The sequence below is a fragment of the Ectothiorhodospira marina genome, from assembly GCF_900109495.1.
In the GTDB taxonomy this organism is placed as follows: domain Bacteria; phylum Pseudomonadota; class Gammaproteobacteria; order Ectothiorhodospirales; family Ectothiorhodospiraceae; genus Ectothiorhodospira; species Ectothiorhodospira marina.
Map to the genome: position 1 here is coordinate 145,402 of NZ_FOAA01000003.1, position 13,874 is coordinate 159,275.

12 protein-coding genes are annotated in these 13,874 nt (G+C 64.7%); 4 read left to right on the forward strand and 8 right to left on the reverse strand.

The features are described 5' to 3' along the window. The first annotated feature begins 69 nt into the window (after positions 1–69). Entirely contained in the window at positions 70–1,017 is a 948-nt protein-coding gene (locus BMY52_RS04585) for a GGDEF domain-containing protein (RefSeq protein ID WP_245740586.1), read from the forward strand. 14 nt (positions 1,018–1,031) lie between these two features. Here BMY52_RS04585 and BMY52_RS04590 read toward each other — a convergent pair whose 3' ends face one another. The 3 genes from BMY52_RS04590 to BMY52_RS04600 form a co-directional block, all read right to left on the reverse strand. Then, positions 1,032–2,246, reverse strand: coding sequence for a TraB/GumN family protein (locus BMY52_RS04590; RefSeq protein WP_090251494.1), 1,215 nt, complete (start codon positions 2,244–2,246; stop codon positions 1,032–1,034). A 71-nt stretch (positions 2,247–2,317) separates the two neighbouring features. Continuing rightward, on the reverse strand, positions 2,318–3,460 hold the full coding sequence (locus BMY52_RS04595) for a coiled-coil domain-containing protein (RefSeq protein WP_143050425.1): 1,143 nt from the start codon (positions 3,458–3,460) through the stop codon (positions 2,318–2,320). Further along, positions 3,457–4,893: an adenylate/guanylate cyclase domain-containing protein gene (locus BMY52_RS04600; RefSeq protein ID WP_090251500.1), complete on the reverse strand. Its 1,437-nt coding sequence runs from the start codon at positions 4,891–4,893 to the stop codon at positions 3,457–3,459. Before BMY52_RS04600 ends, BMY52_RS04595 begins: the two co-directional genes overlap by 4 nt. A gap of 235 nt (positions 4,894–5,128) precedes the next feature. On the opposite strand from BMY52_RS04600, the gene BMY52_RS04605 reads away from it, so the two are divergent. Continuing rightward, on the forward strand, positions 5,129–6,067 hold the full coding sequence (locus BMY52_RS04605; RefSeq protein ID WP_090251502.1) for a hydrogen peroxide-inducible genes activator: 939 nt from the start codon (positions 5,129–5,131) through the stop codon (positions 6,065–6,067). On the opposite strand, the gene BMY52_RS04610 is transcribed toward BMY52_RS04605, so the two are convergent. The 4 genes from BMY52_RS04610 to BMY52_RS04625 form a co-directional block, all read right to left on the reverse strand. Then, positions 6,059–6,979, reverse strand: a complete 921-nt coding sequence (locus BMY52_RS04610; protein ID WP_090251616.1) for a pentapeptide repeat-containing protein — start codon at positions 6,977–6,979, stop codon at positions 6,059–6,061. The two genes, BMY52_RS04605 and BMY52_RS04610, sit on opposite strands and share 9 nt — an antisense overlap. A gap of 19 nt (positions 6,980–6,998) precedes the next feature. Next, the gene (locus BMY52_RS04615) at positions 6,999–7,526 is read right to left on the reverse strand and encodes a Slp family lipoprotein (protein WP_090251618.1); all 528 of its coding nucleotides are present in this window, start codon (positions 7,524–7,526) and stop codon (positions 6,999–7,001) included. A gap of 1 nt (position 7,527) precedes the next feature. Next, positions 7,528–8,385 carry an HDOD domain-containing protein gene (locus tag BMY52_RS04620; protein WP_090251505.1) on the reverse strand — a complete coding sequence of 286 codons (858 nt, stop codon included), beginning with the start codon at positions 8,383–8,385 and terminating at the stop codon, positions 7,528–7,530. A 167-nt stretch (positions 8,386–8,552) separates the two neighbouring features. After that, positions 8,553–10,127, reverse strand: a complete 1,575-nt coding sequence (locus BMY52_RS04625; RefSeq protein ID WP_177169846.1) for a response regulator — start codon at positions 10,125–10,127, stop codon at positions 8,553–8,555. A gap of 192 nt (positions 10,128–10,319) precedes the next feature. On the opposite strand from BMY52_RS04625, the gene BMY52_RS04630 reads away from it, so the two are divergent. After that, positions 10,320–11,015, forward strand: coding sequence for an SDR family oxidoreductase (locus BMY52_RS04630; RefSeq protein WP_090251512.1), 696 nt, complete (start codon positions 10,320–10,322; stop codon positions 11,013–11,015). A gap of 17 nt (positions 11,016–11,032) precedes the next feature. Beyond that, complete coding sequence (locus BMY52_RS04635) at positions 11,033–11,620, forward strand: FKBP-type peptidyl-prolyl cis-trans isomerase (RefSeq protein WP_245740588.1); 588 nt, start codon at positions 11,033–11,035, stop codon at positions 11,618–11,620. A 332-nt stretch (positions 11,621–11,952) separates the two neighbouring features. Here the strand turns inward: BMY52_RS04635 and BMY52_RS04640 are convergent, their stop codons facing one another. Further along, positions 11,953–13,494 (reverse strand): bifunctional GNAT family N-acetyltransferase/carbon-nitrogen hydrolase family protein, encoded by a 1,542-nt coding sequence (locus tag BMY52_RS04640; RefSeq protein ID WP_090251514.1) that lies wholly within the window; start codon positions 13,492–13,494, stop codon positions 11,953–11,955. Positions 13,495–13,874: the final 380 nt, after the last annotated feature.

Genomic DNA, 13,874 nt, shown 5'->3' on the forward strand with positions numbered 1-13,874 from the left:
TTTCAAATGAAGTTATTATCATGGCACAAAAATCGCATCAGACAGGGCAAACTCAGCCGAGACCCTGTCATGCGACATGTCATACGCCCCATGCTGGAACAGGCCAACAATGGCGACAACACCCTGATGGCGGGCCCCCAACTACTCCAGGGCGGCCTGGCACAATCCGAGCGTCACGCCCCCAGCGTACCGGCCATCACCCCGGCCATGATGCTGCATCGGCTGCAGACCACCCTGGATCTGGAAGAGTTGCTGGAGATCTTCGCCAATGCAGTCGCCGGCATGGTGCCCCACGACGGGCTGACCTTCGACCAGCCGGACATGGGCATCCACATCAGTCGCGGTCGCCTGTCCCGGCATGTATGCAGCTACAACCTCATGGTGGAGCGCACGGAGATCGGCCAGATCCGGTTGCTGCGGGGGCGCAAGTTCAAGGAGAGCGAACTCATCGCGCTGGAAGAGGCCCTGAGCGCCCTTACCTACCCTCTGCGCAATGCCCTGCTCTATCACCAGGCCCTCACCTCGGCCCAGACCGATCCGCTCACCGGCCTACTGAACCGGATATCCATGACCCGCATGGTGGACCGGGAGCTGGCCATGGCCGCCCGTTCCGGGCGACAGGTATGCATGCTGGTGGTGGATGTGGATCTATTCAAGCGGGTGAACGATACCCATGGCCATCAGGCCGGTGATCACGTGCTGGTGGCGGTGGCGGAACGGCTGAGTGCCCTTACCCGCAAGAGTGACATGGTATTCCGTTACGGTGGCGAGGAATTCGTGATCGTGCTGAGCGAGACCGACGCCGAGTCGGCCGCCACGGCGGCGGGGCGCGTGCAGGAGGTGATACGCAGCGCCCCCCTGACGCTGGATGCAGGCGAGCAGATCTGGATCACCGCAAGCATCGGTGTGGCCCTGCAGCACCCTGACGACAGCCCGGCCAGTCTGTTCAAGCGGGCCGATCAGGCCATGTATCGCGCCAAGCATGGCGGTCGCGACCGGATCGAATGGGCGGATTGAGGCCCTCGTTGGACTCACCCCCCCAGCAGGCGCTCAGCAATCCGGAACCCCGCCGCATAGGTGCCGATGGCCGAGCCCAGGGTGGTCAGGATGAACACCAGCAGCACCCGGGAGACCCGGTTCTGCCACCACCCTCTGAAACGAGCGGTATCCTGGCGCAGGCGGGAAAAATCTCCCACCGTGGGCTTACGCAGCCAGGTTTCCATAGCAGCAGCCACGAAGCCCACCCCGATGGTTGGATTGAGTGACGTCAAGGGCGCCGCCAGCGCCGCAGTGACCACCGTCAAGGGATGGGCCGAGGCAAGGATGGCCCCCAATCCGGCCAGTCCGCCGTTGATCAGCACCCAGTCGGCCACCAGCTGCCAGCCCAGATCCGGGTTGCGGGTAAAGCCGATGACAAAGCCGGTGACGATCAGCGCCACGATCAGCCACGGGATCAACCTGGGCCAGCGGGCCGGCGGAGGCTCCCTGTCCAGTCTCTCGACCACCTCGTCGGGAGATTGCCCCCCCTGCTCCCCAAGGGCCTCACGAATGCCGGACAGATGCCCGGCGCCCACCACCGCCAGGATGTGCCGATAGTCCTTGTTGGCGGCTTCCTGTCGCAGACGGGCAGCCATGTAGTGGTCGCGCTCCTGGATCAGCGGCTCGTACAGGGCCCGGGATTCCTCAGCAAACTGGTTGAAGGTGGATTCGAGCATGTCGCCGCTCTTGAGGCGTTCGATCTCCGCCTCGGTGACCTGCTCACGGCTCATGACGCTGGCCATCAGCCCGCCGAACAGATTCATGCGCCGCCACCAGGGCACGTTGCGATAGCAGCGCTTCAGGGTGGTGCCCACCTCCCGGTCGATGAGCAGCACCGGCAGATGGGCATGACGGGCCCCGTTGATGGCGGCACGCATCTCGGCCCCGGGCTCGATGCCGAACTGCTCCGCCAGGCGCTGCTGGTAGGCGCCCAGGGCCAGGCTGGCCGTGACCATGGGCACCTTGCCCTGACGCAGCACCTGGAACAGATTCATGCGGGACAGGTCATCGGGCCGAACAATGGCATTATGCCGACTGGGACAGAGCTCCACGGCCACGGCATCGTAATCGCCGCTACGCAGCAACTCGCTCACCGTATCAGCGGATATCTGGGAGACATGGGCCGTGCCCAGCACGGTGATGCGGGTGCCGTCCAGTTCAGTGTGAAAACGGGGGTCTTCCGAATGCGGGGTCTGCTGAGAGTCCATGGGGTGTCCAGAGGGGTACGGCGGTTCTGATGAAAGATCGCAACCTTAGCAGGCGCGGGGGGCCCTGTCTGCTATTGCGCCTCGGCGGCCGGCTCTCCCACATCCAGGATGGGCTGGGGCACGGGCACCGTCACTGGCGGCGTCTCCCCTTCCAGCCCCCGCAGGGACTCCAGCACCCGCTCTGCACGCTGCACATGGGCCTGGAGCTCGACATGGTTGGGGCGCAGATCCAGAAGTTCGCGCCAGGTCTCCACCGCCCGCTCGATGTCTCCGTCCAGGTACTGACGCCGCCCCTCCTCCAGGCCCAGGGTGATGCGGGTATCGATGGCCTGATCCAGTTCCCGCTGCAGGCGCGGCAGGGAGTCATCCCGCGGGCGCGTGCGCTCAAGCCCCTTGAGGTGTCGGCTGGCGGCAGTCAGGTCGCCCGACTGCATGGCCTCGTGGTAGCGGTCGAACAATTCCCGGGAGCGGGCCTCCCAGGCTGCCTGACGGCGGGCATGATCGGCCTGGCGCTGGGTCGCCAGGATGTCCGCCCTCGCCTGCTGAGCCGCGTGGAGCATCTCCAGGGTATCATCCGCCGGCCTCAGGGCCTGAGACAGGCTCAAGGCATCCACGGCCAGACGCAACTCCTCGGCCGCCAGGGCCAGTCGGCCCAGTGTCTGCAGGTCATCGGCCACCTCCCGGGATTCCTCGCGGATGCGCTCCAGTTCCCGTGCGGCAGCCACATCCGCGGGATCCACCCGGATCAATTCCGCGTAAATGGGGCGCAAGGCGGCCAGAGAACGTCCACGGGCCATGAGCAAGCGCACCTGCAGGTCGGTCAGGCGACCCTCATGCTGGGCCCTGGCCGTGTCCCGCGCGGCCCGCAGGGCGGCACTGTCCGGCAGCATGGCCAGCCCCCGGTCATAGGACGCCAGGGCGTCCAGCCACTGCTCACGCCGCAGTTGAGCCGCCGCCTGCATCAGGATCGCCTGCTCCAGGTGCCGGGTCATCCGCGCCAGCCACGCTTCCCGGGATATCATTCGCGCGGTGCGATCCTCCTGGGGCAACTGTGCCAGAAGGGTCTGGGCACGCTGGTATTCATGGGCGTTAAAGGCTGCATCCACCTTTTCGGTCAGCGTCGTGGTTTCCACCTCCAGGGTGGCACACCCGACCAGCAGCATCAGCAGGCCCACCGGCATCAGGGCAGCCCAGGGTGGCGCCTCATGCCTCATGTGATCCGCTCCCGGCACAGCAGCCGTTCGATCTGCCGTTCCATCGCCTCCTGGTACAGGTCGCTCAGATCATGTACCTGGCAGGTGGCCACGGGCTGGGACTTGCCGCGGATGGCAATGGAACGATAGGGCTGGCCGCGTACCCGCCAGCGGATATCCGGGTCATCGAACAGTGCCTGATGGATCAGTACCTGGCCGGGCTCCGCGGCGGTCATCAGGCGCGAGGCCAGGTTTACCGCATCCCCCACCACCGTATATTGCATGCGGTCCTCTGCCCCCATGTTGCCCGCCATCATGGGGCCGCTATTGATCCCCACCCGGAAACGGACGGCCTCCTGGCCACCCTCCTCGCGCACCCGGTTGAGCCGGGACACCAGATGCTGCAGCATGACGCCACTGGCAATGGCATGGAAGCGGTGGTCCGGATCCTCGTCGGTCACGCCAAAGACCACCATCACGCCATCTCCCATGAACTTGTCGATGCTGCCTTGATGCTGCCGGGCAATATGGCTGATGTGGGTGAAGTATTCGTTGAGCAGCCGCGCCACCTGATCCGGATCCATGGTCTCGGACAGCCGGGTGAACCCGGCGATGTCGGCAAACATGACCGAGGCCTCCACCTGGCGCCCGCCCAGGCTCACCCGGTCCAGATTGCTCATGATCTCCCGGGCCACGCCCGCCGACACGTAACGACTCAGGGCCCCCTCCACCTGGGATTTTTCCAGCAACCCCTGAGCCATGCGATTGAAGGCCGACATCAGGTGGCCAATCTCATCCCGGCGCCCGTCCGGCAGGCGATAGCGGTAATCACCATCACCGATGGCGCGGGTGGCCTCCACCAGGCGATGCACCGGGCGAGACAGACGCTGCCCCATGATGAAGGCTGCGGCGCCACCCAGCACACTCATGAACACGGTGGTGAGGATGATGGCCTGGGTCGTGGTGCGGGTACCGATCTGCTGGGCTGAACGGCTCAGGGTCACCATGGCGGACCCCAGGGTGATGTCCTGAAAACGGATCTCGCCGCGGTAGGCGGTGGCCTCGGTGTCGGAGAAGGACCCCTTTTGGTCCTTCTCCGCTTCGGGGATCATGCCGGAATGGGCCAGCCGTTCGCCGTCCCGGTCGAAGACGGCAGCGCCCAGCACGGCCTCGCTGCCGGCCAGGTTGGTGATGAGGGCGTTGAGGGCCAGGCTGTCGTCGGCAAGCACCAGTTCCTTGGAGGACTCTGCCAGTTGCATCACCATGGCCTGACCGAAATCGTCCATCTGACTGCGCAGCAGGGCACTTTGCTGATTGAGGATCACCACGCCCACCAGGGCCATGCAGGTGACGATCAGCGCGCAGATGGTCAGACCAAGCTTGAAGGCGACGGGCACATGATCGGGCAGGAATGCGGCCCATCCGCTCCGCAGCCTGTCGAGCAGGGATGCCATGTATGGCCTCGCTGAAGTGAATGTGGGCCCCGCCATCCGGGGGTCGCGGTTGCCAGGATCATAACACGCCATGCGGCCCCCCGACCGCCCCCACCGGTGCCGAAATCCCGGTGGAATCGGGCACTCGCACGGGCCGTTGAAGAATGTCTCGCGCGGCGCTGATCACCGTGATGGCCTTCACCCAGTCTCGTTCAGTACACTCGGGATCACCGTCACCGCTGGACAATTTGCCGACATGACCCTGACCGAATTTCGCTACATCGTCGCGGTGGCCCGCGAACGGCATTTTGGCCGGGCGGCCGAGGCCTGCCACGTCAGTCAGCCCACGCTGAGTGTGGCCGTGAAGAAACTGGAGGAGGAACTCGGGGTGGTGCTGTTCGAGCGCAGCAAGACGGAGGTGAGTATCACCCCGGTGGGGGATCAGGTGGTTCGTCAGGCCCAGCGAGTGCTGGAGGAGGCAGACAGTCTGACCACCATCGCCCGACAGGGGCGGGATCAACTCTGTGGCCCCCTGCGCCTGGGGGCCATTCACACCATCGGCCCCTATCTTCTGCCCCATCTGGTGCCCGAGGTACACCGGCGCGCCCCCAAACTGCCGCTGATCATCGAGGAGAACTACACCGCCCGGCTGGCGGAGAGTCTCAAGCAGGGAGAGCTGGACGCCATCATCGTGGCCATGCCCTTCGAGCAACCCGGCGTGGTCACCCTGCCCCTGTATTCAGAGCCTTTCGTGGCCGTGCTGCCGGCGGATCACCCCTTGAGCCGACGGCAGAAACTGGACATCAACGAGTTGGCCAGGGAAACCCTGCTGCTGCTGGGCGCGGGCCATTGTTTCCGGGAGCAGGTATTGCACTTCTGTCCGGACTGCCACGCCACCATGTCCTCGGGCAACAGCATCCAGCACACGGTGGAGGGCAGTTCCCTGGAGACCATCCGCCACATGGTGGTCACGGGCATGGGGGTCACCATCCTGCCCTGCTCGGCCGCGGGTGCAGATCGTTATGCCCAGCACCTGCTCTCCATTCGTCGCTTCCAGGAGCCGGTGCCCACCCGTCAGGTGGCCCTGGCCTGGCGCACCAGCTTCCCGCGCCCCAAGGCCATCGAGGTGATCCGCCAGGCCATTCTTGACACGCACGTCCCCTGCCTGGAGATGATCGGCGATCCCTCACGGTGATTCGCAGGTGCCTATCGAGCCAGAAGCGCAGACGCGTCCGTCGGTCCAGAGGGTGCGACTGAGAATGGCGCCCGTCAGATCGGCATGGTCCAGCCGGGCGCCACGCAGGTCGGCATGGCTCAGGTCGGCACCCGCGAGACGGGTGTCGGTGAGCACGGTTTCCTGGAGCATCGCACCGGTGAGGCGCGCGCCGCTCAGATCAGCCCGGTCCAGCCGGGCGCGCCTGAGGTCTGCATAACCGAGATCGGCCCCAACCAGGCGTGCTTCCGACAGCTTGGCGCCCAGCAGGTCCGCGTTGCTCAGGTTTGCGCCGGTGAGATCCTGCCCGCGCAGGTCCATGCCCACCATGCGGCAGTAGCTCCAGTTGACCCCCGGCTGGGCCGGCGCCAGGCAGTCTGCCGCAGCGTCCGGCTCCTGACGGTCCATTCCCAGCCACAGCAACAACAACAGGCCCAGCAGCCCGACCGCCAGCCCGATCCAGAGGCGCGGCCCCTGCGGGAGATTGCTCGAAGGCTTGGGCGACTGCAGCAACTGCACCCGCTGGTAGCGGTGACTGACCAGTTCGGGGGGTTCGGGGCGACGGCGATCGCCCGCCCGCTGATCCGTCTGGGAGGACAGCTCATCGGGATAGGGTCGGGCCCGACGTTCGGGGGAGCGCTCGTCCTCGCGGCGCTTGGCCTGCAGCAGACGCTCTCGCCCTTCCGGGGTGTCAGTATCGTAGAACTCCACCGGGATCAGGTGAGGCTGGGAGCGGAGGGCATACCAACGCTGCTGGTCCAGGCTGACCTCGTCATCCATGCGCAGCCGCCCCAGCAATAGGTAGCTGCGGATCAACCGTTCCGGATAGGGTCCCCTCACCTCTCCATTGCGGCGAGTGAACCAGAGTTGATGCTCATTCTCCATAAGCTCCATGAACTCGGTCACGAGGGTCTCAGTTGCTCAGTATGACACCGATACCGATATTGAAACGCGGGCGCGTGTTCACCGGGTCGGCCTCCTGCGGCCACAGGTAATCATTGTCCACTGCCATCACGGGGTAACGATAGGGGGTGTCACCCACCTGACCGGTGACGACCTTCTCCAGCCTACCCGTGACCGTAAGCAAACGACCGGGGCTGTAGTCCACGCTTTCCAGGTAACCGGGCACCCGGGCCATGAAACGCCCTTGCTGCGTACGATCGGTCCGGGGGCGCTGCTGGCGGTCCAGGGGATAGGCCAGAATCTCCACCTGGGTGGCCTGCTCCAGGTTGCGGGTATTGACGATCATACCGCCCCAGACCACGCGCGCTCCGGCAGCCCCCTCCTCGGACAAGGCCACCTGTGACGGAGTGAGAGCGGACAGGGTGTCCCGGGTATCGAACTGGGGCCCGGTGGCACAACCTGCCAGTCCCAGGGCCACCAATACCAGCAGCCCCCACCATCCGCATCGGCATCGGGGTCGCCAGGTACAAGAGGACATGTCATCCATGATCGAGGATCAGGGCCTCTACCTCCACCACCTGATGCTGGGCCCGATCGATGATGGACGGCAGCACGGAGGGATCAAGGCCAGAGCGCTCCCAGGCCTCGGGCTGGATGGGCGGGGCATCCCTGGGGTCGCGGGTGTCCACTTCGGCCATGTGGGCAACGGTGTTGGCAATGTGCACCAGGGCCACGGCGGTCTGATGCTCCTTGGCCGCGGTGGGTTCATGATGGTAGCGGATGCAGGCCAGCAGCTTTTCGGGCAGATGCCAGTGGGCCGCCAATTCACCCCCCACTTGGGCATGGTCATAGCCCAGCACGTCCCGCTCCGCCTTCTGCGGGGGCATGCGACCGGCGTTCTGCAGCCCCAGCAGGAAGGCCTCGTGGGCCTCATCGGGCTCGCGGTTGAAGATCAGCAAGCGCCCGATGTCGTGCAGCAGACCGGCAATGAACATGGTCTCGCCATCGCGCATCTTGAGATCTTCGCTGAGCAACCGGGCCACCAGGCCGCAATAGATACTGTGACGCCAGAAGTCCTCCATGGACATCAGATCGTTGGGGATGCCATCAAAGGCCTTGGTCACGGTGGTCGCCAGTACCAGGTCGCGGATCTGGCGGGTGCCGATCACCTGTACGGCCCGGGTGATGGTATCGATGCGGTGGGAGAGGCCGTAGAAGGGGCTGTTGGCCACCTGCAGCAGGCGAATGGTGAGCGCCGGATCCTGGCTGATCACCTGGCCAATATCGGCTGCGGTGGATTCATCATCGTCCACCATGGCATTCAAGCGGCTGGCCACCGCGGGCAGAGAGACCAGTCCCGACCCCTGTTCCACCAGTTTTTCAATACTCAGTGACATGCCATCCCCCGATTCTCCACTGCCAGGCGTGAGCGGGCAGACTCCTCTGGATGATAGACCAGATCACGACGCCCAGGACACGTGACCCCATCATACACCCTCAGCGTTCGGGAGCATCCTGATGCATGGACAGGAAACACGCTCCTCAACCCTCCCCTCCCCGGGGCCTACAGCAGCGCCCCGCCCAGAAAAAATGCCAGCAGCGCCAGGGCAACGACACCCACGCCCGCCAGGGCCAGATTGCGCTGGAATCGTCGGCGTTGCTGGTTTTCCTCCCAGCGATGCACCGAGGTGTCGCGGGCGCTCTGGGAGGATGGGCGTTCCGGGGAGGTCGGGCGGTCGACGCCATCCAGGGACACCTGATCCGCCGGGCCGGCCGCGGGCTTGGCGGGCTGTTGAGGCGCTGCGTTCTCATCCCCCCGGGGCACGGAGCGTTCCAGGGTATCCAGGGCCTCGGAGAGTTGGGCTTCCAGGTGTCTGCGCTTTTCCGCCTCCTGGCGCTGCAGCTCCTGTTGCTTCTTCTCCAGCAGATTCAGCTCACCGCGCAGGGTACGCACTTCGCCCTGTGAGGTCTCGCGCTCCTGCTCCAGACGTTCCACCCGCGAGATGGCCTGTACCAGTTCGTCCTCCACCTGCAGACGAGCCAGTTCCGCGGCCTCCGCCCGGGCCTGAAGATTGCCTTGCGGTTCCGCAGGGGCCTCGCCGTTGGAGCTGGCCAGGGCGCGCTCAGCGGCACCCGTGCGTTCCCGAGCAGATTCCAGTTCAGCCTTGAGTCGGCGTACTTCGTCCGCATCCCCCTCGGCTGGCTCCTGGCGCAGTTGCTCCAGTTCCTGGCGCAGGGCGTGGAGTTCCTCCTGGGCCTGTTCCCGGGCCGTGGCGGCCTCCCGGACCTGGGCATCGCGCTCCAGCAGTTGGGCAGAGGCTTCCCGCAGCTCCCCTTGCAACCCTTCCACGCGCTCCTGGGCGCGACTGGCCTCTTCCTGCTGTTCACGCAGCCGGGTACGTAGCTGTCCATGGGTCCGTTCGGCCTCTTCCAGGGCCTCGCGACCCTGGGCCAGTTCAGCCTCCAGGGCGGCGATGCGGTCCTTGGCTTCCCGTTCGTCCGAGGTCTGCTGGCGCAGCATGAGTTCGGTGCGCAGCTGGCGCATGTCTCCCTGTAGCCGTTCCCGTTCCTTGACGGCGGCCCGGGCCTGGGTCTGGGCGTGTTCCAGTTGCTCGCGCAGGTTCTTGATTTCGGTCTGGGCGTTCGCAAGCGCTGCCGTGTCGGGGTGGGGTTCCGGCACAGGCTGGGTGGTGGGTTCTGCCGGAGGTGTGAGGGGGGCCGCCGCGTCCCCTGCCAGGAGTTGCTCGGTGGTCTCCAATACATTGTCGGCGCGAAACGGCTTCATCACCACGTCATTGGCGCCGCGCTCGGCAGCCTTGCGCCGGGTGCCTTCGTCGTCCTCGTTGCCGGTGACGATCACCACGGGGAGGGCTTTGAGACGGGTGTCGTCACTGTCACGAATGCGCTGCAACAGGCCGTAGCCGTCCAGCTGGGGCATGGAGAGGTCGGTGAATACGCAGGCGATCCCAGGATTCTGCTCCAGCAGGGTCCAGGCCTCCATGCCGTCGGGGGCATCCACCACCTGATAGCGCCGCCGCAGGATCTTGTTGAGCGCCTGGCGCATCACCCGGGAGTCGTCCACCACAAGAATCAGTGGTGCGTCATCCTGCGGCCCGGTGGTATCGGTCGGTGAAGTCATTGGCCCTTCCCCCATATTCCACGGTGGTTGTTCTGATCTTCAGTATGCCCCGCGGCAAGTGTAGCCGTAACCCCGGTGAGGTCTCGACCTGTCAGTCTGGTGGGCGCTTCCTTTCGTCGGCGCCTTGATAGCGGCCCCGGGGCGGTTCATCATCAAGCCATCATCATATTCCATCTGGGAGGATTGCCTGACATGTCTGAAACCGTACTCATCACCGGGGCCAACCGCGGCATCGGTCTGGAAATGACCCGTCAGTTCGCCGACGCGGGTTTTCGGGTGTTTGCCTGTTGCCGCAATCCGGAGAGCGCGCGGGATCTGAGCCGGCTGGCGGCCAGCAAACAGGGCCAGGTGAGCCTGCATCCGCTGGATGTAACCCACCCGGCACAGATTCAGGCCATGGTGGACATGCTGGGGGATACGCCGCTGGATATTCTCATCAATAACGCGGGGGCCTTTGGTCCGGCAACGCCTTTTGGCGATACGGATGTGGAGGCCTGGATGGACACGTTCCGGGTGAACACGGTGGCGCCGCTGAAGATGATGGAGGCGCTGGTAGACCGGGTGGCGGAGAGTGATCGGCGCCTGATGGTGAACATCACCAGCAAGATGGGCAGCATCGCGGACAATGGTTCGGGCGGCTTGTATGTGTACCGGTCCACGAAGGCGGCCCTGAACGCAGTGGTGGCCAGCGCGGCGCTGGATCTGCAGCCCCGGGGGATCACGGTGGTGGCGATGCATCCGGGCTGGGTGCTGACGGACATGGGGGGCCCCAGTGCGGAGATGACGGTCACGGAGAGTGCAACGGCGCTGCGGGGGCTGATGGATGACATCACGCCGGCGGATGCGGGGCGGTTCATGGATATCAATGGGGCGGATATTCCCTGGTAGGGAGTGGGATACCAACGATGCTTGCTTCGCTGTTGCGTAATGTGTTGTTTCTGGCGGTGGTCAGTCTGATCTCGCTGGTGATCATTTTTGTGGGTGCCCGCAGTTGTGGGTTGACGCCGGAGCAGCGGGCGGAGGAGGCGTTGTTGGCGGAGTTGAATATTGAGGAGGGGGATGCCTACCGGTCGGCCAATGCGGCGCGGCCGGGGGTGGTGACGTTGTCCAGTGGCCTGCAGGTGGAGGTGCTGGAGTTGGGTGATGGGCCAGTGCCGGAACGGGAGGACCGGGTGGTGGTGCATTACCGTGGGATGCATCTGGATGGGCGTGTCTTTGATAGTTCTTATCGTCGGGAGGTGCCGTCCGTGGTGACGGTCGAGGATATGATCCCCGGTTGGCAGGAGGCATTGGTGAATCTCCCCGCGGGCAGCGAGGCGCGGTTGGTGGTGCCTTATCAATTGGGTTACGGGGGCGGCCGGATGGGGGATGTGATCGGTCCGGGGGAGACGTTGATCTTTGAGTTGGCGTTGCTGGAGGTGTTGGGGCCGGTGGAGGAAGTTGAGGAGGTGTTGGACCCGATGCAGGAGACGGTGCCTGGGCTGGGGCGGTGAGTTGGGGCTGGGTGGCAGGCCTGTTGGTGCGGGGTATCCCTTTCCGCGGGACGCCGTGAATACGTCCCTGTAGGCTTGGGCAGCCGCTTCCCGCGGCTGACACCCGCTCCAAGGGATACCCCGCACCAACAGGCTGGACACATCGTGGTTGGGTTGGTTTCGGGGTCAGGTCAGTCGGGGTGGGGTATTCCTTTCCGCGGGTCGCCGTGAATACGTCCATGTAGGCTTGGGCAGCCGCTTCCTGCGGCTGACACCCGCTCCAAGGAATACCCCACCCCGACTGACCCGGACACATTGGGGCCCTACAGGGGGGGGGGGTTGACCTGAAATTCTCAGCGTTTCCAGCGGACGCTGTAGAGGTCCAGGCGGCGGTCGACCAGGTTGCGGACGCTGCCGTGGGTGCGCAGCTCCTTGAGGTTGTCAAGGTCCAGGTCGGCGATGAGGGTCATCTCGGTGTTGGGGGTGGCTTCAGCTGCCACGGCGTCGTGGGGGAAGGCGAAGTCGGAGGGGGTGAACACGGCGGCCTGGGAGTATTGCATGTCCATGTTTTCCACCCTGGGCAGGTTGCCGACGCTGCCGGAGATGACCACGTAGCATTCGTTTTCGATGGCGCGAGCCTGGGCGCAGCGGCGTACGCGCAGGTAGGCGTTCTTGGTATCCGTCCAGAAGGGGACGAACAGCACCTGCAGGCCCTGCTCGGCGAGGATGCGGGGCAGTTCGGGGAATTCCACGTCGTAGCAGATGAGGATGCCGATCTTGCCGAAGTCGGTGTCGAAGATGCGCACGTCGTTGCCGCCGCGCAGGCCCCAGTAGGCGCGCTCGTCCGGGGTGATGTGCAGTTTGTACTGTTTGTCCCAGCTGCCGTCACGTCGACACAGGTAGGAGACGTTGCGCAGTTCCTGGTCTTCGTACTCGGGCATACTCCCGGCAACGATGTTGATGTTGTAGGACAGGGCAAGCTTGACCATTTCCTGGCGCAGGGGCTCGGTATATTCCGCCAGGTGGCGCACGGCCTCGGCCGTGTTTTCCTGATTGAACTGGGCCATCAGGGGGCCGTTGAAGAATTCGGGAAACAGGATGATGTCCGACTGGTAACCGGAGACGGCATCCACGAAGTATTCCATCTGCTGCAGCAGGTCATCCAGGGAGTTCAGGGGACGCATCTGCCACTGCACGGCACCGACCCGCACCACCTGCTTGGTGCCGCCGATGAGTTTTTCCTTTTCATCGTAGTAGATGTTGATCCATTCCAGCAGGGTGGCGTAGGCCTGGGATTCCTTGTCGTCGGGCAGGTAGTCGTTGATGATCCGGCGCACGTGGAAGTCGTTGGAAAGCTGGAAGGTGAGCACCGGGTCGATGATTTCCTTGGATTTGACCAGTTCCACGTATTGTTGCGGGCTCATTTCTTCCCGGTGGTTGTAGTAACCCGGGATGCGGCCACCGGCGACAATGGCGCGCAGGTTGAGCTTTTCGCACACTTCCTTGCGGGCATCGTAGAGGCGTCGCCCCAAGCGCAGGCCGCGGTATTCGGGATGCACGAAGACATCGACACCATAGAGGGTGTCGCCGTCGGGGTCGTGGGTGGTGAGGTAACCCTTGCCGGTGATTTCCCAGTAGCGATGCCGGTCGCCCCAGCGGCGGTAGTCGACGATGAGGCTGATGGCAGCGGCCACGACCTTGCCGTTGTCCTCAATGCAGATCTGGCCTTCAGGGAAGCGGTTGATCTGGGATTCGAACTGTTCCCGGGTCCAGGCACCGTCCAGGCCCTGGTACACCGCTTCCATGATCTCTTCAATGTCCTTGTAATCATCCACACGCGTATTGCGCAGGGTCAGGCGGTGTTCGTCATGTTCCGATTCGGGTGCGTCCGACATGGGGTGTTGCTCCGGCACAGGATGGGGTTTGGGTGGCCGATTAGGATAGCGGAAAATGCGGTTGACAGGGGGGTGTCGAGGCGCCCCCAGTATGGGGCGGAGGGCTCGCTGGACGGGCAGGCAGGGGGCTTGCGATACGACTTCGGGCAAGCAGGGAGGACGGGTGGCTTGCGGGACGGCCCTGGGGTGGGTATGACCCGCGCCGGGACGCCGTGAATCCTTCCCTGGAGGCTTGACGACCGCATCCCTGCGGTCGACACCCGGCGCAGGTCACACCCACCCCAGGGCCTGCATCATTGCCCTCCCCAGCAATAGGGAGAGAGGACACTCACCTCCAGAGCCTACGCCATGCTCCCCTCTCCCCTCGGGGAGAGGGGCCG